This is a genomic window from Aeromonas sp. SCS5, assembly GCF_001887375.1.
Classification (GTDB): Bacteria; Pseudomonadota; Gammaproteobacteria; order Enterobacterales; family Aeromonadaceae; genus Aeromonas; species Aeromonas jandaei.
The window spans coordinates 167,007-188,597 of the sequence record NZ_LFCS01000008.1 but is presented as its reverse complement, the minus strand read 5'-3'; the positions used below and the strand labels follow the sequence as shown (position 1 = coordinate 188,597).

Annotated in this window: 16 protein-coding genes and 12 tRNA genes; 21 read left to right on the top strand and 7 right to left on the bottom strand. The window is 60.9% G+C overall.

Going from position 1 to position 21,591, the window contains the following annotated elements; translation table 11 throughout:
- The first annotated feature begins 9 nt into the window (after positions 1-9).
- Positions 10-1,101: a redox-regulated ATPase YchF gene (gene ychF, locus BS300_RS12590; RefSeq protein ID WP_033115314.1), complete on the top strand. Its 1,092-nt coding sequence runs from the start codon at positions 10-12 to the stop codon at positions 1,099-1,101.
- 128 nt (positions 1,102-1,229) lie between these two features.
- On the opposite strand, the gene BS300_RS12585 is transcribed toward ychF, so the two are convergent.
- The 6 genes from BS300_RS12585 to BS300_RS12560 form a co-directional block, all read right to left on the bottom strand.
- Positions 1,230-2,660: a gamma-aminobutyraldehyde dehydrogenase gene (locus BS300_RS12585; protein ID WP_071913138.1), complete on the bottom strand. Its 1,431-nt coding sequence runs from the start codon at positions 2,658-2,660 to the stop codon at positions 1,230-1,232.
- Positions 2,661-2,679: 19 nt separating this feature from the next.
- Positions 2,680-3,477, bottom strand: coding sequence for an ABC transporter permease (locus BS300_RS12580; protein ID WP_033115312.1), 798 nt, complete (start codon positions 3,475-3,477; stop codon positions 2,680-2,682).
- Complete coding sequence (locus BS300_RS12575; protein ID WP_041210698.1) at positions 3,467-4,420, bottom strand: ABC transporter permease; 954 nt, start codon at positions 4,418-4,420, stop codon at positions 3,467-3,469. The genes BS300_RS12580 and BS300_RS12575 overlap by 11 nt, the downstream gene beginning before the upstream one ends.
- Positions 4,417-5,415, bottom strand: a complete 999-nt coding sequence (locus BS300_RS12570) for an ABC transporter ATP-binding protein (protein ID WP_041210697.1) — start codon at positions 5,413-5,415, stop codon at positions 4,417-4,419. Before BS300_RS12570 ends, BS300_RS12575 begins: the two co-directional genes overlap by 4 nt.
- A 44-nt stretch (positions 5,416-5,459) precedes the next feature.
- Positions 5,460-6,587: an ABC transporter substrate-binding protein gene (locus tag BS300_RS12565; protein WP_033115309.1), complete on the bottom strand. Its 1,128-nt coding sequence runs from the start codon at positions 6,585-6,587 to the stop codon at positions 5,460-5,462.
- A gap of 135 nt (positions 6,588-6,722) precedes the next feature.
- Positions 6,723-7,646 carry a LysR family transcriptional regulator gene (locus BS300_RS12560; RefSeq protein WP_071913136.1) on the bottom strand — a complete coding sequence of 308 codons (924 nt, stop codon included), beginning with the start codon at positions 7,644-7,646 and terminating at the stop codon, positions 6,723-6,725.
- Positions 7,647-8,277: 631 nt separating this feature from the next.
- Between BS300_RS12560 and BS300_RS12555 the strand changes: the two genes are divergently transcribed.
- From BS300_RS12555 to BS300_RS12500, 12 genes are all read left to right on the top strand, one after another.
- Positions 8,278-8,354, top strand: a tRNA-Met gene (locus BS300_RS12555).
- 8 nt (positions 8,355-8,362) lie between these two features.
- Positions 8,363-8,437: transfer RNA gene (locus tag BS300_RS12550), tRNA-Gln, on the top strand.
- A 41-nt stretch (positions 8,438-8,478) separates the two neighbouring features.
- Positions 8,479-8,553, top strand: a tRNA-Gln gene (locus BS300_RS12545).
- 42 nt (positions 8,554-8,595) lie between these two features.
- A tRNA-Gln gene (locus BS300_RS12540) sits at positions 8,596-8,670 on the top strand.
- A 42-nt stretch (positions 8,671-8,712) separates the two neighbouring features.
- Positions 8,713-8,787 (top strand) — tRNA-Gln (locus tag BS300_RS12535).
- Between the two features lie 41 nt (positions 8,788-8,828).
- A tRNA-Gln gene (locus tag BS300_RS12530) sits at positions 8,829-8,903 on the top strand.
- Positions 8,904-8,941: 38 nt separating this feature from the next.
- Positions 8,942-9,018 (top strand) — tRNA-Met (locus BS300_RS12525).
- A 46-nt stretch (positions 9,019-9,064) separates the two neighbouring features.
- Positions 9,065-9,139, top strand: a tRNA-Gln gene (locus BS300_RS12520).
- A gap of 38 nt (positions 9,140-9,177) precedes the next feature.
- A tRNA-Met gene (locus BS300_RS12515) sits at positions 9,178-9,254 on the top strand.
- 46 nt (positions 9,255-9,300) lie between these two features.
- Positions 9,301-9,375: transfer RNA gene (locus tag BS300_RS12510), tRNA-Gln, on the top strand.
- Between the two features lie 37 nt (positions 9,376-9,412).
- Positions 9,413-9,489, top strand: a tRNA-Met gene (locus BS300_RS12505).
- 7 nt (positions 9,490-9,496) lie between these two features.
- Positions 9,497-9,580, top strand: a tRNA-Leu gene (locus BS300_RS12500).
- A 175-nt stretch (positions 9,581-9,755) separates the two neighbouring features.
- Here BS300_RS12500 and BS300_RS12495 read toward each other — a convergent pair.
- Complete coding sequence (locus BS300_RS12495; protein WP_071913134.1) at positions 9,756-11,588, bottom strand: SLC13 family permease; 1,833 nt, start codon at positions 11,586-11,588, stop codon at positions 9,756-9,758.
- Between the two features lie 259 nt (positions 11,589-11,847).
- Here BS300_RS12495 and pnuC point away from each other — a divergent pair, with 259 nt between their 5' ends.
- The 8 genes from pnuC (at position 11,848) to nifJ (ending at position 21,503) form a co-directional block, all read left to right on the top strand.
- The gene (gene pnuC / locus BS300_RS12490; protein WP_071913132.1) at positions 11,848-12,564 is read left to right on the top strand and encodes a nicotinamide riboside transporter PnuC; all 717 of its coding nucleotides are present in this window, start codon (positions 11,848-11,850) and stop codon (positions 12,562-12,564) included.
- A 3-nt stretch (positions 12,565-12,567) separates the two neighbouring features.
- Positions 12,568-13,293, top strand: coding sequence for a nucleoside phosphorylase (locus tag BS300_RS12485; protein ID WP_071913130.1), 726 nt, complete (start codon positions 12,568-12,570; stop codon positions 13,291-13,293).
- 104 nt (positions 13,294-13,397) lie between these two features.
- On the top strand, positions 13,398-14,069 hold the full coding sequence (locus BS300_RS12480) for a Crp/Fnr family transcriptional regulator (RefSeq protein ID WP_071913128.1): 672 nt from the start codon (positions 13,398-13,400) through the stop codon (positions 14,067-14,069).
- Positions 14,070-14,111: 42 nt separating this feature from the next.
- Entirely contained in the window at positions 14,112-14,438 is a 327-nt protein-coding gene (gene yqfB / locus BS300_RS12475; RefSeq protein WP_071913126.1) for a N(4)-acetylcytidine aminohydrolase, read from the top strand.
- Between the two features lie 87 nt (positions 14,439-14,525).
- Positions 14,526-15,446 carry an alpha/beta hydrolase gene (locus tag BS300_RS12470; RefSeq protein WP_071913124.1) on the top strand — a complete coding sequence of 307 codons (921 nt, stop codon included), beginning with the start codon at positions 14,526-14,528 and terminating at the stop codon, positions 15,444-15,446.
- Positions 15,447-15,507: 61 nt separating this feature from the next.
- Entirely contained in the window at positions 15,508-15,888 is a 381-nt protein-coding gene (locus BS300_RS12465; protein WP_033115688.1) for a DUF1622 domain-containing protein, read from the top strand.
- 200 nt (positions 15,889-16,088) lie between these two features.
- Positions 16,089-17,729, top strand: coding sequence for an alpha-glucosidase (locus BS300_RS12460; protein ID WP_071913122.1), 1,641 nt, complete (start codon positions 16,089-16,091; stop codon positions 17,727-17,729).
- Positions 17,730-17,957: 228 nt separating this feature from the next.
- Positions 17,958-21,503, top strand: a complete 3,546-nt coding sequence (nifJ, locus tag BS300_RS12455) for a pyruvate:ferredoxin (flavodoxin) oxidoreductase (RefSeq protein ID WP_071913120.1) — start codon at positions 17,958-17,960, stop codon at positions 21,501-21,503.
- Positions 21,504-21,591: the final 88 nt, after the last annotated feature.

Below are 21,591 nucleotides of genomic sequence, written 5' to 3'. Positions count from 1 at the left end.
TAACAATCCATGGGTTTTAAATGCGGTATCGTGGGCCTGCCCAATGTAGGCAAATCCACCCTGTTCAACGCGCTGACCAAGGCCGGTATCGAAGCCGCCAACTTCCCGTTCTGCACCATCGAACCGAACACAGGTGTAGTACCGATGCCGGACCCGCGCCTCGACCAGCTGGCGGCCATCATCAATCCGCAGCGCGTTGTGCCTACCACCATGGAATTCGTCGACATCGCCGGTCTGGTAGCCGGAGCTTCCAAGGGTGAAGGTCTGGGCAACCAGTTCCTGGCCAACATCCGTGAAACCGAAGCGATCGGCCACGTAGTGCGCTGCTTCGACGACGAAAACATCATTCACGTTGCCGGCAAGGTCTCCCCGGCTGACGATATCGAAGTGATCAACACCGAGCTGGCCCTGTCGGACCTGGACGCCTGTGAGCGCGCCATTCACCGCCAGTCCAAGCGCGCCAAGGGCGGCGACAAGGATGCCAAGCTGGAAGTCGAAACCCTGGAGAAGATCAAGGTCGCGCTGGAAAACGGCCAGATGATCCGTGGCATGAAGCTGGACAAGGAAGAGCTGGCCGCGGTCAGCCACCTCAACTTCCTGACCCTCAAACCCACCATGTACATCGCCAACGTGGCGGAAGATGGTTTCGAGAACAACCCCTATCTGGACAAGGTGCGTGAGATCGCTGCTGCCGAGAACGCCGTTGTCGTAGTCGTCTGCTGCGCCATCGAAGCTGACATCGCCGAGCTGGACGACGAAGATCGCGCCGAGTTCATGGCCGACCTTGGCATCGAAGAGCCGGGTCTGAACCGTGTTATCCGCTCCGGCTACCAGCTGCTGAACCTGCAGACCTACTTCACCGCCGGCGTGAAAGAGGTGCGTGCATGGACCATTCCGGTTGGCGCCACTGCCCCGCAAGCGGCTGGCAAGATCCACACCGACTTCGAGAAGGGCTTCATCCGTGCCCAGACCATCGCCTTTGAAGACTTCATCACCTACAAGGGTGAGCAGGGCGCCAAAGAAGCGGGCAAGATGCGCGCCGAAGGCAAGGACTACATCGTCAAAGATGGCGACATCATGAACTTCCTGTTCAACGTCTAATCCTGTGCTGGCCGTAGTTTTCGGCCCGGAACGACAAAAAGCCCATCCGGCAACGGATGGGCTTTTTCTTTTGCGCATTGCAACGCGGCCTTGCCACTTTACACAAGGCCGTGGCTCAGAGCCGATTGCTAGAGCTTGACCATGATGTGGCGCGGTACCGTGTAATCCTCCAGCGCGTAGAGGGAGAGATCCTTGCCGTAACCGGACATCTTCATCCCGCCGTGAGGCATCTCGGTGGCCAGCATGAAGTGGGTGTTGATCCAGGTGCAGCCATACTGGAGTCCCGCCGCCACCTTGTGGGCCAGCCCCAGATCGCGGGTCCAGACCGAAGAGGCGAGGCCATAGTCGGAGTCGTTGGCCCACTGCACGACCTGCTCGGCATCGCTGAAACGGGTCACCGACACCACGGGGCCGAACACTTCGCGGCGCACGATCTCGTCCTCCTGACGGGCCCCCACGATCAGGGTCGGTTCGTAGAAGAAGCCGCTGCCGGGGCGCATCCGCCCGCCGGTAGTCACCTCCATATGGCCGCTGGTGACGGCCCGTTCGACAAAGCTCGCCACCCGATGGCGCTGGCGATCGGAGATAAGCGGCCCCATCTCGACCCCCTCTTCATGCTGGGTACCCACCTTGATGGAGGAGACGGCATCGGTCAGGGCGGCGACGAAGCGGTCGTGCAACTTGTTCTGCACATAGATGCGGCAGGCGGCGGTGCAATCCTGTCCGGCATTGTAGAAACCGAAGGTGCGGATGCCAGCCACCACCGCATCGAGATCCGCATCGTCAAAGATGATGACCGGCGCCTTGCCACCCAGTTCGAGATGGGTGCGCTTCATGGTGCGCGCCGCGCTCTGCAGGATCTTCTGACCGGTGGCGATATCGCCGGTGAGCGACACCATCCGCACCAGCGGATGCTCCACCATCGGGGCGCCCACACTCTCGCCACGGCCGCAGATGATGTTGATCACCCCGCGCGGGAAGATCTCGCTGGCAATCTCCGCCAGCAGCAGGGCGCTCAGCGGAGTCTGCTCCGATGGCTTGAGCACCACCGTATTGCCGGCCGCCAGCACGGGGGCAATCTTCCAGGCGGCCATCATCAGCGGATAGTTCCAGGGGGCGATGCTGCCCACCACCCCGATGGGGTCACGGCGGATCATGCTGGTGTGGCCGTCGAGGTATTCGCCTGCCAGCGGCCCGTGCAGACAGCGGGCGGCACCGGCAAAGAAGCGGAAGCAGTCGACTACCGCCGGCAGCTCGTCACCCAGCACGGCCGCATAGGGTTTGCCGCAGTTGAGGGACTCGATGGCGGCGAAGGCCTCGGCCCGCTCCTCGATGGCGGCGGCAAGGCGCAGCAGCAGGTTGCTGCGGGTCGCCGGCGTGGTGTGACGCCAGGTGCCAAAAGCGCGCTGGGCGGCGTTGACGGCGCGGCTCACCTGCTCGAAGGAGGCCTCCGGCAGCTGGACAATCAGCTCACCGGTCGCGGGGTTGAGTACCGGTTCGCTCGGGCCCTCCCCTGTTACAAACTGGCCGTCGATAAGTTGCTGGGTCGAAATGTTCATGAATAACCTTCCTTGGTAATTAGCGCACGGCGTCGTTGCCATCGCGGGTCAGGTAATAGGCAAGCAGGATCGGTACCGTGGTGACGGCGACGATGATAAGGGCAACCACGTTGGTGACCGGGCGGTCTCGTGGCCGGATCAGCTCCTGATACATCCAGATGGGCAGCGTGGTCTGCTGGCCGGCGGTAAAGGTGGTGACGATCACCTCGTCAAAGCTGAGGGCAAAGGCCAGCATGCCCCCCGCCAGCAGCGCAGTGGCGATGTTGGGCAGGATGACGTAACGCACGGTCTGGAAACCGTCGGCCCCGAGATCCATCGATGCCTCGATAAGCGAGCGGTTGGTACGGCGAAAACGGGCCAACGCATTGTTGTAGACCACCACCACGCAGAAGGTGGCGTGGCCGATGACGATGGTCCAGAAGCTGAAGGGGATCTCCAGCGCACCGTAGGCCGAACGCAGTGCCAGACCGGTCACTATCCCCGGCAGGGCGATAGGCAGGATCAGCATCAGCGAGACCATCTCCTGACCGAAGAAGCGGCTGCGGGCGATCGCGGCAGCGGCCAGCGTCCCCAACAGCAGGGCAACCAGAGTGGCAAGGCTCGCCACCTCCAGCGAAAGCTGGATGGCGCGCCAGACATCGGGCCGCTCGAAGGTCACCGCAACCCAGTGGAGGGTAAAGCCCGGCGGCGGGAACTGGTAGCTCTTGCTCTCGGTGGTGAAGGCATAGAGAAAGATAAAGAGGATCGGAAAGTGCAGGAAGGCGAGCCCGCCGTAAGCGGCCACCCGCAGGGTACGACCCGGTTGATCAAAGCGCATCGAAAGCCCCCAGACGTTTTGCCACCATCAGATAGACGGCGATGATGAGGATGGGCACCAGCGAGAAAGCCGCGGCGAAAGGCAGGTTGCCCGCCGTCCCCTGCTGCATGTAGACCACCTGACCGATGTAGAGGGTAGAGTTGCCGATAATGCCCGGGATGATGTAGTCGCCAAGGGTCAGCGAGAAGGTGAAGATGGAGCCGGCCACTACCCCCGGCAGCGCCAGCGGCAGCAGCAGGGTACGGAAGGTCTGCCCCGGAGTGGCCCCGAGATCGGCGCTCGCCTCGATGAGGGAGAGAGGGATCCGCTCCACGGCCGCCTGAATGGGCAGGATCATGAAGGGGAGCCAGACATAGACGAAGACGATAAAGGTGCCGATCCGTGAGAATGACAACGAGGGGCCGCCAATCTCCGGCAGACTGAGCAGTGCCTGCAACACCCCGTCCAGCCCCAGCTGACCCGCCAACCAGTTCACCGCCCCCTCCTTGGCGAGGATCAGCTTCCAGGCATAGACCCGCACCAGATAGCTCGACCAGAGCGGCAGCATGATGGCGATATAGAAAAAAGCCCGCTGCCGCCCTCTGGTGTAGCGCGCCATGTAATAGGCGATCGGAAAGGCGATCAGGGCGCAGGCCAGCGTGACCAGCAGAGACATGACCACGGTACGCAGGATCACATCCCGGTTTTCGGGGCGTGCCAGATCGATAAAGTTCTGCCAGGTGAACTCGTGGCGGATCTGGCCGCTGAACTCGTCGAGCCCGAAGAAAGAGTTGGAGAGCAGCATCAGCAGGGAGCCGGCATAGATAAGGCCAAGCCAGATGAGGGGGGGCCCGAGCAGGATCCCCAGCAGCAGACCGGATCGGCCATAAAGCAGGTTCGAGAGGCGCCGACGCAGCGGCGCACGGGGAAGCACGGTTGGCATGGTCAGACTCGCACTGTTCATGGGGTTGCTCCCAGAGCATGCACGGCGGGAGCCGCCCAGCTCAGCGAGACCCGCTCCCCGAGCGGCAGGCGCGCCTGTCCCTCGTTGGGGTGGTTGACGATGAGTTCGATATCACTGTCGATGCGCACCCGGTAGCGCACATAGGGGCCGAGATACTCCACCTCGCGCACCTCGCCTGACCAGCCGGGCACACCGGCCGTGGCGAGCCGGATCCGCTCCGGACGCACCATCACCTGACCGCTCTGGCCGGTGAGACGGCGGGCGGCTTCTCCTTCGAACAGGTTGACGCTGCCGACAAAGCGGGCCACGAAGGGGGTGGCTGGCGTGTCGTAGATGGTCTCTGGAGAGGCGACCTGCTCGATGCGACCCTGATTGAAGATGCAGATGCGATCGCTCATGGAGAGCGCCTCCTGCTGATCGTGGGTCACGAAGATAAAGGTGATGCCGAGCTGGCGCTGCAGCGCCTTGAGTTCAAGCTGCATCTGCTCGCGCAGCTTGAGATCGAGAGCGCCGAGCGGTTCATCCAGCAGCAGCACCCGCGGCTGATTGATGAGGGCCCGCGCGATGGCGATGCGCTGGCGCTGACCACCGGAGAGCTGACCCGGCCGGCGATCCCCCACCCCGGGCAGGCGTACCAGTTCGAGCATCTCGTCGGCGCGGCGGTGGCGGGTGGCCTTGTCGATCCCCTTGATCATCAGCCCGTAGGCGATGTTGTCCCGCACATTCATGTTGGGAAAGAGGGCGTAATCCTGAAAAACGGTATTGAGAGGGCGCTCGTAGGGTGGACGCGTCGAGCACTCCTCGCCAAAGAGGCGGATGGTGCCACCGGTCGGGTACTCGAACCCGGCCAGCATCCGCAGACAGGTGGTCTTGCCGGAACCGCTCGGCCCCAGCAAGGAGAAGAACTCCCCCGGCGCGATGGCCAGCGACACCTCGTCCACCGCCTTGACGGCGCCATAGTGACGGCTCACCCGTTCAAACTGAACTGCGTGCATGAATTGACTCCAGAGTGAGGGGCCGGCAAGCCGGCCCGGACGTGTCAGCGGCCGCCAAGAATGGCGATGTAATCGGAGACCCAGCGGTAGTAAGGGACGCAGGTACCCTGGCTCTTGCACTGGCTGACCGGGGTACGCCAGAAGTGCACCCGGGCGAAGTTGTCAGCCCCGTTGGTCTTGCATCCTTCGGCGCCGAGCAGGGCATTACCCTGACAAGCCGCAGGAACCACAGGCACGGAGCCAAACCAGGAGGCGAGATCCCCCTGCAGCTTGTTGTCGAGGGAGTGTTCGAGCCACTGATAGGCACAAACCGGGTGTTTGGCTTCGGCGTGCAGCATGGTGGTATCGGCCCAGCCGGTGACCCCCTCTTTGGGCACCACGGTGGCGACCGGCTGCTTGTCCGCGGCCAGGGTATTGGCCTGGAACGGCCAGGAACTCGACGCCACCACCCCTTCATTCTTGAAGTCGTCGATCTGCACGAAGGCATCGTGCCAGTAGCGACCGACCAGCTGCCGTTGCTGGCGCAGCAGCTCCAGCGCAGCCTTGTACTGATCCTCGTTCAGCTCATAGGGATCCTTGATCCCCAACTCCGGCTTGTGAGTCATCAGATAGAGAGCGGCATCGGCGATATAGATGGGGCCATCAAAGGCCTGAATGCGCCCCTTGTTGGGCTTGCCATCGGGCAGGGTCTGGGCTTCGAACACCACGGACCAGGAGTCGGGCGCCTTGGGGAATACCTTGGTGTTGTACATCAGGACGTTGGAGCCCCACTGGTAGGGCACGCCGTAGTGCTTGCCATTCACCGTGTGCCAGGGGGCATTTTGCAGACGGGGATCCACCTTGCTCCAGCTGGGGATGCGCGACAGATCGAGGGGTTGTACCTTGCCACCGGCGATGAGACGCAGACTGGCATCTCCGGAGGCGGTCACCAGATCGAAGCCCCCTTCATTCATCAGGGCGACCATCTCGTCCGATGTAGCGGCGGTCTTGACCGTCACCTTGCAGCCGGTAGCCTGCTCGAAACCGGTCACCCAGTCGTAGTTCTTGTCGGTTTCGCCCCGCTCCACGTAGCCGGCCCAGGCGACGATGTCGACCTGTCCCTCCCCTTTCTGCGCTGCGTGCAGCGGCAGGGACGACGCCAGCAATCCGAGACAGAGTGCAGTCAGTCTCATGGTGATCTCCTTCTCCAGTAGTAAATTAACATCCTGTTAACGCTTGAGTGAGCGTAGGGGAAGGAGAGAGCAATGAGAATTTCAATTTTCAGGGGCCAAGCTATCGGGAAAAGTGATACCGATGTCGTATGAACCCTATCTGGTCGGCCCGAGCCGGGCGCGCAGCCGCCCTTGCTCCTTGGCTATTTCAATAAACTCGCGCGCCGCCCACGGCAGACGCGAGCCACGTCGCCACACCAGTCCGATATCGATGGCGGGGATCGGCTCCTTGATCTCCCGCGCCTCCACCCGCTCCTGCTCCAGCGACCAGGGGCGATAGGCAAAATCCGGCAGCAGGGCCAGACCAAGATGGCTGGTCACCAGACTGCGCACCGCCTCCACCGAACCGGTGCGCAGCACGATGCGCGGCCGCAGGCCATAACGACGCAGTCCAGCCTGAATCACCTGCTCCATCTGGTCGGCGGTGAGGGCGATGAGCGGCTCGTTGGCCAGCTCGGTCAACGAGATAGAGGGCTGGGCGCAGAGAGGATGGTTGACCGGCAGCCATAACCGCAGCGGTGAGCGAGTCAGCAGCTCGGTATCGAATGCCTCGTGGCGGATGGTGCGGTTGGTCATCAAGAGCCCCACATCGATCTCGCCATTGACCAGCTGGTGTTCAAGAAACGCCTGCTCATCCTCTTTCACTTCGATATGCACAGCCGGAAAGAGGCGGCGAAAGCGGCCGAGGGCATCGGAGAGGTAGTAACCCGCCACCAGACTGGTGACACCTATGGTGAGACTACCCTCCTCTTCCCGTGCGGTTCCTTTCAGGGAGTGGGCCGCATCGCTCATGGCACCGAGGATGCGCCGGGCATGGAGCAGAAACTGGTGGCCCTGAGGGGTGAGCGTAACCCCGCGCGGGCCACGCTCGAACAGGGTGGCGCCCACCCCCTCCTCCAGCTCGCGAATGGCGCCGGTGACGGCGGACTGGGAGATGTGCAGCTCCTGGGCTGCACGGCTGACCGACAGACTATCGGCAACGGCCACGAAATAGCGGATCTGGCGAAAAGTGAAGTTCATCGGGCGTCCTTGCCTTTGGTGACTCTGCCAAGCTTACCGACTTGACCGGGTTGCGTCAGGGGAAAGAGGGGTGAGACCGCTCGCAAAAATGACGTTAACTCCCGACTTGTCGGCCAGAACCCCTTATATAGAACTCAAATGAAAACAACCCATATTGCCATCGGGGAGCGCGGCTACGCTGGCAGCAATCAAAAGCGCAAAAAGCGCCTTTGGAAAGCCAATGGCATGCCAAAAATCTCCCTGTTGACCCGTTTGTAGCGGCAAATCCCCACAAGACAACGCTGCCGTGAGTGACCATCGAATAAGATATTGATTTAAAAAGTAGCAACTGGACGACATAGAAAGGAGCCAAACACTCTTCTCTCCCAGTGGCAGCCCCCTTTCCTCTCCTCTCTCCCCTATGACAAGGCAACCCTCACGAGCCTCCCTCTTTATCTTTTGCCGTTACACCAAAGCAGGAGATGACGTAAAAAAATGCAGATTGTTGGGCTTTTGCGCAACAGAGACCAATAACTGGCCAAACGCACTCAAATTGAGTTTTTCTGGCAAAAAAATGGTTGACGCCCCAGAGCCAGATACGCATAATTCGGCCCGCACGGTGACGAGGTAACGACTCACCGGAAGCAAGGTTGGCTATGTAGCTCAGTTGGTTAGAGCATCGCACTCATAATGCGGGGGTCACAGGTTCGAATCCCGTCATAGCCACCATCCTTAGTTGGGGCATCGCCAAGCGGTAAGGCAGCGGGTTTTGATCTCGCCATACCTAGGTTCGAATCCTAGTGCCCCAGCCATTTTTTAAAGGTGTTTGATAGTTTCTGTCAGGCATCACTGTTGGGGCATCGCCAAGCGGTAAGGCAGCGGGTTTTGATCTCGCCATACCTAGGTTCGAATCCTAGTGCCCCAGCCATTTTTAAAATGGTGTTTGATGGTTTCTGTCAGGCATCACTGTTGGGGCATCGCCAAGCGGTAAGGCAGCGGGTTTTGATCTCGCCATACCTAGGTTCGAATCCTAGTGCCCCAGCCATTTTTAAAATGGTGTTTGATGGTTTCTGTCAGGCATCACTGTTGGGGCATCGCCAAGCGGTAAGGCAGCGGGTTTTGATCTCGCCATACCTAGGTTCGAATCCTAGTGCCCCAGCCATTTTTTAAAGGTGTTTGATAGTTTCTGTCAGGCATCACTGTTGGGGCATCGCCAAGCGGTAAGGCAGCGGGTTTTGATCTCGCCATACCTAGGTTCGAATCCTAGTGCCCCAGCCATTATTCTGTTCTCTTCCACCTTGTGGTTGATAATAAACGGCTATGTAGCTCAGTTGGTTAGAGCATCGCACTCATAATGCGGGGGTCACAGGTTCGAATCCCGTCATAGCCACCATTTTTGAAAAACGTTTCTTCAATCATCTGATTGCAAAGAACACTGTTGGGGCATCGCCAAGCGGTAAGGCAGCGGGTTTTGATCTCGCCATACCTAGGTTCGAATCCTAGTGCCCCAGCCATTATTCTGTTCTCTTCCACCTTGTGGTTGATAATAAACGGCTATGTAGCTCAGTTGGTTAGAGCATCGCACTCATAATGCGGGGGTCACAGGTTCGAATCCCGTCATAGCCACCATTTTTGAAAAACGTTTCTTCAATCATCTGATTGCAAAGAACACTGTTGGGGCATCGCCAAGCGGTAAGGCAGCGGGTTTTGATCTCGCCATACCTAGGTTCGAATCCTAGTGCCCCAGCCATTATTCTGTTCTCTTCCACCTAGTGGTAGATAACAAAGGCTATGTAGCTCAGTTGGTTAGAGCATCGCACTCATAATGCGGGGGTCACAGGTTCGAATCCCGTCATAGCCACCATCAATTTGCGGAAGTGGCGAAATTGGTAGACGCACCAGATTTAGGTTCTGGCGCCCTAGGCGTGAGAGTTCGAGTCTCTCCTTCCGCACCATTGAACGAAGTACCAAACAGACCAGCTTTATGCTGGTTTTTTTGTATCTGAAATTTGCCTCTTTTTGCCCACTTTCCTGCGGCTCCCCCTTCCCGATCTTCTCGATACGGCTTTCACTCGCCCACAAAAAAGCGGCCCGCAGGCCGCCAGATAAACACCTATTTGCCTCAAATGGTCAGAACGGGAAGAACCAGGGAATGGCTACCACGCTCACCGCCATTACCAGCAGGGTAAAGGGCACGCCGATACGGATAAAATCGGCAAACTTGTAGTTGCCCGGCCCCAATACCAGGGTATTCACTGGTGACGAGACCGGCGTCATAAAGGCAGCCGAGGCGGCGATGGCGATGGTCATGGCAAACGGATAGGGCGAGACTCCCATCTGCTGCGCCGTGCCCAAGGCAATCGGCGCCATCAATACCGCCGTCGCCGTGTTGGAGATGAACAAACCGATCACGGCGCAGAGGGCAAACAGGCTGGCCAGCATCACTCGCGGCCCCATCTCTCCCACTGCGCTCATCAATCCGCCCACGATAAGATCCACCCCGCCGGTTTTTTGCAGCGCCAGCGCGAAGGGCAACATACCGACAATCAGGATCAGGGTCGGCCAGTGGATCGACTTGTAGGCGCTCTCCATGTCGATGCAGCGAAACTTGCCCATCAGCAGACAGGCGATCAGCGCGGCAATGACGTTGGGCACCGGGTCGGTCACCATCAGCAGGATCATCACCCCGAGGCAGATAAGGGCGTGAATGGCCTGACTGCGCGCCGGCGCCATCTCGTCTACCTCGGCCGGCAGCCCCATCAGCAGAAAGTCACGGCTGTGGGTTTGCAGCAGCCGGATATGACTCCAGTTGCCCACCACCAGCAGGGTATCCCCCATCTGCAGCGGCTCATCCACCAGCTTGCCACCCATCGTCTCGCCATCCCGGCGCAGCCCCACCACGCTCAAACCGTAGCTGGAGCGGAAGGTCACCTCGCGCACGGTTTTACCAAGCAGGCTCGACTCGGGAATAAGCGACACCTCGGCCATCCCCACCTCCCGCGCCTGATCGGAGAAGTACTCGCCGCGCAGAATCATCGGTTCGAGCCGCGCCTCGCTGCAAAACTCGCGAATGTCGATCTCGGGATCGGACATGTCGATCAGCAGCACATCCCTGGCCTGAAATTCACTGATCCCCGAGACCGGCACCATCACCCGGCGAAACTTGCGCCAGCGCTCTACCCCGATGACGTGGGCGCCATAGCGGGCGCGCAGTTGCAGCTCATCCAGGGTATGGCCAATCAGCGGTGAATCGGGGCGTAGCGCCAACCGGCGAGCCCGGCCGGTAAGACGATAGTCGCGGATAAGGTCGCGAAAGGTGCGGCGTCCGCTCTGCTTGCCTTTGCCCTCTTCCCCCTCGCCCACCAGGGAGCCGCGTACCAGCAGCATGTAGACAATCCCGCACAGCAGGATCAGGGCACCGAGCGGTGTGAAGCTGAAAAAGGTGAAACCATGAATGCCATGGCGCATCAGTTCACTGTTGACCACCATGTTGGGGGGGGTAGCCACCAGCGTCATCATGCCGCTGATCAGCCCAGCAAAACCGAGGGGCATCATCAGGCGACCAGCCGGGATCCCCATCCGGTTCGCCACGCTCAACACCACCGGGATGAAAATGGCCACCACCCCGGTGCTGCTCATCACAGCCCCCAGCGTCGCCACCGCAACCATCAGCAACACCAGCAGCTTGGTCTCGCTGCTGCCCGCCACCTTCACCAGCGCATCCCCCACCTGATAGGCGATACCGGTGCGCACCAACCCATCCCCGACCACGAACAGGGCGGCAATCAGAATAACGTTGGGATCGCTGAAACCCGCCAGCGCCTCCGGCAGAGTGAGGGTGCCGCTCAGCACAAAGAGAATGATGATCAACAGGGCGACCACGTCCATCCGGACTTTATTGGTCATGAAGAGATAGATGGCACCCGCCAGCAGAGAGAGCACCCAGACAAGCTCGGAATTCAATGAAACCTCCTTTTACAACACGATTCTCCTCCCGGAGAGTGGACTCTATCAGACCACAGCCATGAGGCTATGGTCTTGTTACATATCAATAAAGTCCGGCCAGCTATCGCACCATAACCCATCAGCGCTTGAATAGACGGTCATCGGATTGGATTTCTTTGATGTGTGCCAAGCACAGGGGGGACAAAAGTCCTGCCCGGCAGCTGCCGCACCACCTAGAATGGCACCCTCGCACTACCTCCATGCCAAGGATCAGAAAATGAGCATATTCGAGCTGTTCAGCATCAATAACACCCTAGTGACCATACCGCTGGGCGGCGGCTACGCCATGTCGTGGATTGAAGCCATCGGTACCCTGTTCGGCCTGGCCTGCATCTGGTTCGCCAGTCAGGAGAAGACCATCAACTACCTGTTCGGTCTTATCAACGTCACCCTGTTTGCCATCATCTTCTTCCAGATCCAGCTCTACGGGCTGTTGCTGCTGCAGCTGTTCTTCTTCTGCGCCAACGTCTATGGCTGGTACGCCTGGACCCGCCCCGCCAACGATCAGGGGGACTCCCTGCAGATCCGCTGGCTCAGCAAATCCAAGCTCATCGTCACTGCCGTGGTGAGCGTGCTGGCCATCGCCCTGCTGACCCGCTATATCGACCCGGTATTCGCGGCGCTGGCGCGCACCTCGGTCGCGTTGCTCAACCTGTTTGGTGCCGGACTCGCCACTCCCGAGCCCTCCCCCGATGCCTTCCCGTTCTGGGATGCCACCATGACAGTGCTCTCGGTGGTCGCCCAGATCCTGATGACCCGCAAATACGTGGAGAACTGGATCCTCTGGGTGGTTATCAACATCATCAGCATCGGTATCTATGCGGCGCAGGGTGTCTACGCCATGTCGCTCGAATACCTGATCCTGCTCTTTATCGCCGCCAACGGCACCCGCCTCTGGGTGATTGCCGCCAAGCGCCAGCCACTGGGGGTATAAGCCATGACGCTGCTACCCCATCTCCAGTGCCGCCCCGACCAGATTGCCGAGCGGGTGGTGCTGTGCGGCGACCCGGCCCGGGTTGATCGCATCGCCAGCCAGCTCGACGAGTGCGAAGTGCTGGGCCAGCACCGGGAGTTTCGTCTCATCAACGGCCGTTATCAGGGAGTGCCGATCACGGTTTGCAGCACCGGCATCGGCGGTGCCTCGGCCATCATAGCGCTGGAGGAGCTGGTGCAGGCGGGGGCCCGCTCACTTATTCGGGTCGGCTCGGCCGGCGCCCTGCAGCACGACATCGGTCTTGGCGACCTTATCGTGGTGGAAGGGGCGGTACGCAATGATGGGGCCTCGCAGGCCTATCTGCCTGCCGAGTACCCCGCCTGCGCCGACATCTGGCTGCAGGCTGCCCTGCTCAATCAGGTGGCGGCCAGCGGCCAGCCTCATTGGCACGGGCTGGTGCGCTCCCACGACAGCTTCTATCGGGATGACGAGCAGGAGGTATGCCGCTACTGGCATGCCCGTGGTGTGCTGGGCGCAGACATGGAGACCGCATCCCTGCTGACCGTGGGGCGTCTGCGCAAGGTGCGGGTTGCCGCCGTGCTCTGCAACGTGGTGCTGTTCGAGCAGGATGTGCAAGATGGGGTCAATGAGTACGCCAACGCCGAGCAGGCCATGATGAACGGCGAGCGAAACGCCATCGCCGCCGCCCTCCACGCCCTGGTGCAATAACCCGCAAACCGTTAATCACGGCACATTCGACAGGAGGCGGGCTGGTATCCGGCCCGCGCTCTTGCTAGCCTCATGGCCCTCGTCATCGGTGCGACAGGTACGTCATGCAGCAACAGCCCTATCCCCTCGGCCGTTTTCACGCCGAACTCGCCAAACTGGAACCCCGCTTTGCCGCGGCGCTGGAAGCGTGCACCCTGTTTCTGCGTCGCTACCTGCCGGGCGAATCCATCATGCGGCAGGGGGAGCTGAGCGAACAGCTCTATCTGGTGGGCGCAGGGCGGGTCTCCCTCAATAGCGCCGTCCACTCGGGCCGCATCTTCCAGCTTGGCGAGATTGAGTGTCACAGCCAGATCTTCGGCGAAATGGAGTTCTTCAGCGCCACCCCGGTGCAGTGGAACGTGGTGGCCGAGACCGAACTGGATGCCCGGGTCATCTGTGCTCACAAACTGGCCCAGCGCCTGCTGACCGAGCCCGAGCTGACCCTCTTCTTCGCCGCGGCGCTTGCCAGCGACTATCTCGATACCCTGGAGATCACCACCAGCCGACTGCTCCACCCCATCGCCTACAACATCGCCTACGAGTTGTGGCGAGAACGCCAGCGCACCCCCATGCTGGGGTCACGCAAGCGGGCCCACGAGGCAGCACGCTTCGGCACCACAGAGCGGGTCTACCGCCGCGCCCTCAAGGAGCTGGTTGAACAGGGCATAGTTGCCGACGGCAACGACGGCCCCGTTATCGCCGATCTGGCCAGGCTGCGCGCCTATCTCGACCTTTGATTTCCATTTATCCCATTTCGATTCACCCTGTCAGGAGTCACCATGTCTACTCACACCTATCCAGAGTTCACCTTCTTCAGCCGCTTCGTTGCCGACATTCAGGCGGGCCGCAAGACCATCACCATCCGCGACGAGAGCGAGGCCAACTGGCAGCCCGGCCAGCGGCTGGCGCTGTTCACCAACCCGGAACACCAGCCCTTCGGCACCATCGAGGTGCTCTCCGTCAATGCTGTAGCCTTCGATGAACTGAACGACGAGCACGCCCGTCAGGAGAACATGACCCTCCCCGAGCTCAAACAGGTGATCCGCGATATCTACCCCGACCTGCCTCCGCTCTATGTGATTGAATTCCAGCTGCTTGAAGTCTGATTTTGTGAGCTGCCTCAGCTAACGCCGGTTGCGCTCTCTGGCTAAAAGCGCAAAATAACTGTTTTTATATACAGTTGCTGGTGAATTATGGATACACAACTTGAACCGGCCATTGCGGCCATGGTGGCAGAGTTCATCGCTGCAGGCCGCCCCAAGGCGAGCAGCCTGAGCTGGCAGAAGCGGCGTGAAGGCTATCTTGCTTCAGCCATATTGAGTGGTGAACGGGAAGAGGTTGGCGTTGTCGAAGAGTGGCAAAACGGCCATTATTCCGTTCGCCTCTATCAGCCAGCGTCCACCTCAAGTGCAAGCCATCCGGCCCTGATCTACTTTCATGGCGGCTGTTTTGTCAGCGGCGAGTTCGACACTCACGATCGCCAGATGCGGATGCTGTGCAATCGCGCCGAGGCACTGGTGTTCGCGGTACATACCCGCCTTGCCCCTGAACACACCTATCCTGCAGCACACGACGACGCACTGGCTGCTACGCTCGCCATCATGGCCGATGTGGAGAAATGGCATGGGGATCCGGCGCGGGTTGTCCTTGCGGGCGACAGTGCCGGCGGCCACCTAGCCCTGATCACCACCTTGCGACTCAAGGAGCGAGGCGCCCCCTTGCCTGCTGCCCAACTGCTCATCTATCCGATGCTCGATGCAACGGGCGACAGTGACAGCTATCGGCAGCTAGGGGATGACTACCTCATCACCCGCGACATGCTGTTAAGCGGTTTTCACGCCTATCTGGGGGAGCAGCCCGTCACTCACCCCGAAGCAAGTCCGCTCCATCATCCAGCCCTGTCAGGATTACCGCCGACCCATATCGTAACGGCGGAATATGATCCGCTGCGCGATGAGGGGGAAGCCTTCTATCGCAAACTGCTGCAAGCCGGTGTCACGGCTACCTGTCAGCGGCAACTGGGTGTTATACACGGCTTCTTCCAACTGGCCGGAGTCAGCCCCGCTGCGCGTCAGCTCATTGAACAGCTCTCACTGCTTATCAGGAGACTCTGATTTGGCCTTTGCCGAGCGATGTGTTAATAGTGTCCTCTTTTGAATCAGGGAGGTGACCCGAGTGTTTGAGATAGCGAGCCTGAGAGAAGGGATGATGCACGGGGTCGAGCTGTTCCAGCTGCTGCTGGAGATCATCTCCATCGCCTGTGTGGTAATAGGGCTTGGCAAGACCCTCTGGCTGGCGGCACGGATGGAGGATCACGAACCGGGCTTTCCGCGCATTCGCCTCTGTTTTGGCAGCTGGCTCATTCTGGCGCTGGAGTTCCAGCTCGCCGCTGACATCCTGGCCACCACGGTCGCGCCAAGCAAGGAGGAGCTGATCCGCCTTGCCATCATCGCGGTGATCCGCACCTTCCTGAACTACTTCCTCGGCAAGGAGCTGGAAGCCCAGACCGAACGCCAGCAGGAGCAGCGCAGCGAGCAGGCCAAGGCTGCTCAATAACCAGTATTCCTGCATAGCATCAACGCTGAGTGCCGTGCCATCCCGACCACTACCGTGGCTTGGGATGGCACCTTTGTGACCCTTCCCGCACTTTTGGCAATCAGCCAACTATGGAACCCTTTTCAAGGTTTCCCCTGCCCTGTCGAGTACCCGTTCATCTGCGTAAGATAGAAAATCTTCTCCCCTAACCGGCCAAGCTGATGAATACGCACTCCCTTCACACGCCCGATATCGACCTCGATAGCTGCGTCATCTACCAGATCTACCCCATGAGTTTTCAGGACAGCGATGGCGACGGCATGGGCGATATCAACGGCATCCGTCAGCGCCTCGACTATCTGGCCACCCTCGGGGTCGATATGCTCTGGCTCACCCCCATCTATCGCTCCCCCAAACGGGACAACGGCTACGATGTGGCGGACTACCGTGCCATCGACCCCGCCTTCGGCACCCTGACCGATATGGAGCTGCTGATAGCCGAAGCGGCCGCTCACGGCATCGGCATCATGATGGATATCGTCGCCAACCACACCTCCACCGAGCACGAGTGGTTTGTGCAGGCACTGGCCGGCGATCCCCGTTATCAGGGTTATTACATATTCCGGGATCAAGCCTTTGTCGATGCTCACCCCATTACCTCGATTTTTGGCGGCAGCGGCTGGCAGTACGTGCCAGCGCTTGATCGCTACTACCTGCACAACTTTGATGCGAGTCAGGCCGATCTGGACTGGGACAACCCGGCGGTGCGGGCCGAAATGGCAGAGGTGATCAACTTCTGGCTGGGCAAAGGGATCAAGGGATTTCGCTTCGATGTGATCGACATGGTGAGCAAGGAGTGGGACCGGCTTGCCATGAGCAATGGCCCGCGCCTGCACGACTATATCCGCGAGCTCAATGCCGCGAGCTTCGGCGGCAAGGGGATCATTACGGTGGGGGAGACCTGGGGGGCCGATCTCGCCCATATGCAGCGCTACTCCAGTACGGATGGCAGCGAGTTCAGCATGGTGTTCAACTTCGAGCATCTGGGACTGGGCAGTGACAAGTGGTCATCCCGCTTTGATCCCCTCGCCTTCAAACGGGCCATGGCCCGCCACCAGCAAGGGCTACATGGGCAGGGCTGGAACAGCCTGTTTCTCGGCAACCACGACCTGCCTCGCGCCGTCTCCCGCTTTGGCGACGACAGGCCAGAGTGGCGGGAAACCAGCGCCAGGCTGTGGGCCATGGCGCTGCACCTGATGCAGGGCACCCCCTTCATCTATCAGGGGGAGGAGCTCGCCATGACCAACCGCCACTGGCAGCCGGACGAGCTGCGCGATGTGGAGGCGATCAACTACCGCGCCAGCCACTCAGGGCTGGCTCCTGCCGAGCTGAGTCGGCGGCTCGATGCCATAGGCCGCGATAACGCCCGTACCCCGATGCAGTGGGACGCCGGCCCCCACGCCGGATTCAGTACGGCCACGCCCTGGATTGCCCTCAACGCCAATCACGTCGAGATAAATGCCGCCGAGCAGCTGGCCCGTCCCGACTCGCCGTTTCACTGCTATCGCCAGCTCATCGCCCTGCGCAAGGCTCACCCTGTCATTCGCCACGGCAATTTCGATCTGCTGGATGGGGGTGACCCAGATCGTATCGGCTATCGCCGCCACTGGCAGGATCCGGCCAGCGGAGAGCGGCACACCCTGCTGCTACTCGCCAATCTCACGGCGACCCCCTTGCCAATGCCCCACTTCGACAAGGTGGCAGACGGAATGCGGTTGCTGCTGGCCAATTACCCTGGCGAACCGATGCAGCTCTTCGCCCCTTATCAGTGCGCCATCTGGCTGCAAGTGGATCAGGGTTAACCCAGTGCTGACGGGCCATGTCAATGGCCCGTCAGCCACCTCCCGTAGGGTACCAGCAGAAAATCACGTCCCCACGCCGCGGGATTAAATTAACCACTATTACTGACTTATTAATTGATTATTTATCCCGTTTGATACGCTCTCATTGCCCCTCTTACTATGCCTGCGACCTATCCATTGCCGATGCAACTATCGGCCTTCAAACTGGCATAGCAAAGTGGAAAACACATGATCACCACAGACGGGAATAACGCAGTCGCCTCGGTGGCGTACCGCACCAGCGAAGTCATCGCCATCTACCCCATCACCCCCAGCTCGGCCATGGCTGAGCAGTCGTCGGCCTGGTCGAGCGAACGGGGCAAGAACCTGTGGGGGGATGTCCCCCGGGTTGTCGAGATGCAATCGGAAGGGGGCGCCATCGCCGCCGTCCACGGCGCCCTGCAGACCGGCGCGCTGGCGACCTCGTTTACCTCGTCGCAGGGGTTGCTGCTGATGATCCCCAACCTCTACAAGCTGGCGGGTCAGCTTATCCCCTTTGTGCTGCATGTGGCGGCGCGTACCGTGGCGACCCACGCCCTATCGATCTTTGGCGATCACTCGGACGTGATGGCGGTGCGCCAGACCGGCTGTGCCATGCTCTGTGCCAGCAATGTGCAGGAGGCGCAGGATTTCGCCCTGATCTCCCAGATAGCGAGCCTCAACAGCCGCCTCCCCTTTATCCACTTCTTCGACGGCTTTCGTACCTCTCACGAGATCGCCAAGATAGCGCCGCTCGCTGATGACACCCTGCGCGCCCTGCTGCCCGCAGATGCCATCCGTGCTCATCGTGACCGGGCGCTCACCCCCGACAAACCGGTCATTCGCGGCACCGCGGCCAACCCGGACACCTATTTCCAGTGCCGGGAGGCGAGCAACCCCTGGTATGACGCTGCCTATGGTCATGTGAGCGAGGCGATGCAGGCTTTTGGCAAACAGACCGGCCGCCACTACCGGCCGTTTGAATACGTCGGCCACCCGCAGGCGGAGCGGATTATGGTGCTGATGGGCTCAGCCATCGGCACCTGTGAAGAGGTGATCGATCGCCTGCTGGCCCAAGGGGAGAAGGTGGGGCTGGTGAAGGTGCGGCTGTTCCGTCCCTTCTCGGCCGAGCACCTGTTGGCCGCGATTCCCGAGAGTGCCCGCACCATCGCCGTACTGGATCGCACCAAGGAGCCGGGCGCACAGGCCGAGCCCCTCTATCTCGACGTGATGACGGCGCTGGCCGAAGCAGTCAGCCGGGGCGAGCGGGCAAGCCTGCCGCGGGTGATCGGCGGTCGCTATGGCCTCTCCTCCAAAGAGTTCGGCCCCGCCTGCGCGCTGGCGGTGTTTGCCGAACTGGCACAGGAGAACCCGCGTCCGCGCTTTACCGTCGGCATCTTCGATGACATCACAGGTCTCTCGCTGCCGCTGGCCGCGCTGGATTCGCAAAGCCCCATCCACAACCAGCAACACAAGCTGGAGGCACTCTTCTACGGCCTTGGCAGCGATGGCACCGTCTCGGCGGCCAAGAACAGCATCAAGATCCTCGGCAACCACACCGACCTCTATCCGCAGGGCTATTTCGTCTACGACTCCAAGAAGGCGGGCGGCCTCACCGTCTCTCACCTGCGGGTGGGCGAGCGGCCGCTGCAATCGGCCTATCTGGTGGAAGAGGCGGACTTTATCGGCTGCCATCAGTGGCAGTTTGTCGACAAGTACCGGATGGCGGAGCGCTTGAAGGCGGGTGGCATCTTCCTGCTCAACACCCCTTACAGCGAAGCGGAGATCTGGCAACGCCTCCCCAGCGAGGTGCAGCATGCCCTGCGCGAGAAAGAGGCGCGCTTCTACATCATCAACGCCGCCAAAATTGCCCGCGACTGCCAGCTCGGTAACCGCATCAATACCGTGATGCAGATGGCCTTCTTCCAGCTCAGCGCCATCATTCCCCCCGCAGAGGCGACCAGCCTGCTGAAGCAGGCCATCGCCACCAGCTATGGCAGCAAGGGACAAGCGCTGGTCGAACGCAACTGGCAGGCACTGGAGGCAACCTGCGCCGCCCTGACCCGGGTGCCACTTGGCGAGCTGGATCCCGCCAGCCGCCCGCGCCCACCGGTGGTTTCGGCCAAGGCCCCCGATTTTGTCCAGACCGTCACCGCCGCCATGCTGGCGGGGCTGGGTGACAGCCTGCCGGTCTCCGCCTTCCCGCCGGATGGCACCTGGCCGGTCGGCACCACCCGCTGGGAGAAGCGCAACATCGCCAAGGAGATCCCCATCTGGGAGGCGGAGCTCTGCACCCAGTGCAACTACTGCGTCGCCGCCTGTCCCCACTCGGCCATTCGCGCCAAGGTGGTAGAACCGGATGCGCTGGCCGCGGCTCCCGCAACTCTGGATGCGCTGGATGTGAAATCCCGTGACATGCGCGGCCAGCAGTACGTACTGCAGGTGGCGCCGGAGGATTGCACCGGCTGCAACCTCTGCGTCGAGGTGTGCCCGGCCAAGGATCGCAGCAACCCGGATCGCAAGGCGATCAATATGGCTTCACGCCTTGATCACCTCGACGAGCAGAAGGCCAACTACGACTTCTTCCTCAACCTGCCAGAGCGCAGCGCCGAGCAGCTGGAGCGCATCGACATCCGCACCTCCCAGCTCATCTCGCCGCTGTTTGAATACTCGGGCGCCTGCTCCGGTTGTGGCGAGACTCCCTATATCAAGCTGCTGACCCAGCTATATGGCGATCGGCTGCTGATTGCCAACGCCACCGGCTGCTCGTCCATTTATGGCGGCAACCTGCCTACCACCCCTTACACCACCAACGCCGAGGGGCGCGGGCCGGCCTGGGCCAACTCGCTGTTTGAAGACAACGCCGAGTTCGGACTGGGCTTCCGCCTCACCGTCGATCAGCACAGGGAGCGGGTGCGCCGTCTGCTGGCGAGCCTGGGCGACACCATTCCGGCAGCGCTGCGCGAGACGCTCGGCGATACCACCCTGCCGGTTTCCGAGCAGCGGGCCCATATCCAGCAGTTGCGAGTGCTTCTGCAGGAGAGCCCGATCCCGGCAGCCCAAGAGCTGGCTCGCGATGCGGACTATCTGGTGGAAAAATCGGTTTGGCTCATCGGCGGCGATGGCTGGGCCTACGACATCGGCTTTGGCGGACTCGACCATGTGCTGAGTCTGGGGGAGAACATCAATGTGCTGGTGCTCGATACCCAGTGCTACTCCAACACCGGCGGCCAGCAGTCGAAGGCGACGCCACTCGGTGCCATCACCAAGTTTGGCGAGCAGGGCAAACGCAAGGCACGCAAGGATCTCGGGGCCAGCGTGATGATGTATGGTCACGTCTATGTGGCGCAGATCTCCCTCGGCGCCCAGATGAACCAGACAGTGAAGGCAATTCAGGAGGCGGAAGCCTACCCGGGCCCCTCGCTCATCATCGCCTACAGCCCCTGCGAGGAGCATGGCTACGACATGGCCCAGAGCCACGAGCAGATGAAGCAGCTTACCGCCACCGGTTTCTGGCCCCTCTACCGCTTCGATCCGCGCCGCGCTGACGAGGGTAAATTGCCGCTGGCGCTCGACTCGCGGGCCCCCAATGCCTCGCTGGCCGAGACCTTGCGCCATGAGCCCCGCTTCCAGCGGCTGGAGCGCCAGCTGCCGGAGGTGGCCAGCCAGCTCTATCAAGAGGCGGAGCAGGAGGCCAATCGCCGCTTCGCCTGGCTGAGCCAGCTGGCGGGCAAGGAGGGTCCGGTGCAGGAGTAAGCCACGTATGGCTTGATGGCAGCAGCCACTCTATTCGCCAAATAACAATCAGGGCTCCCCGCGGGGAGCCCTGATGCTATCTATGGTG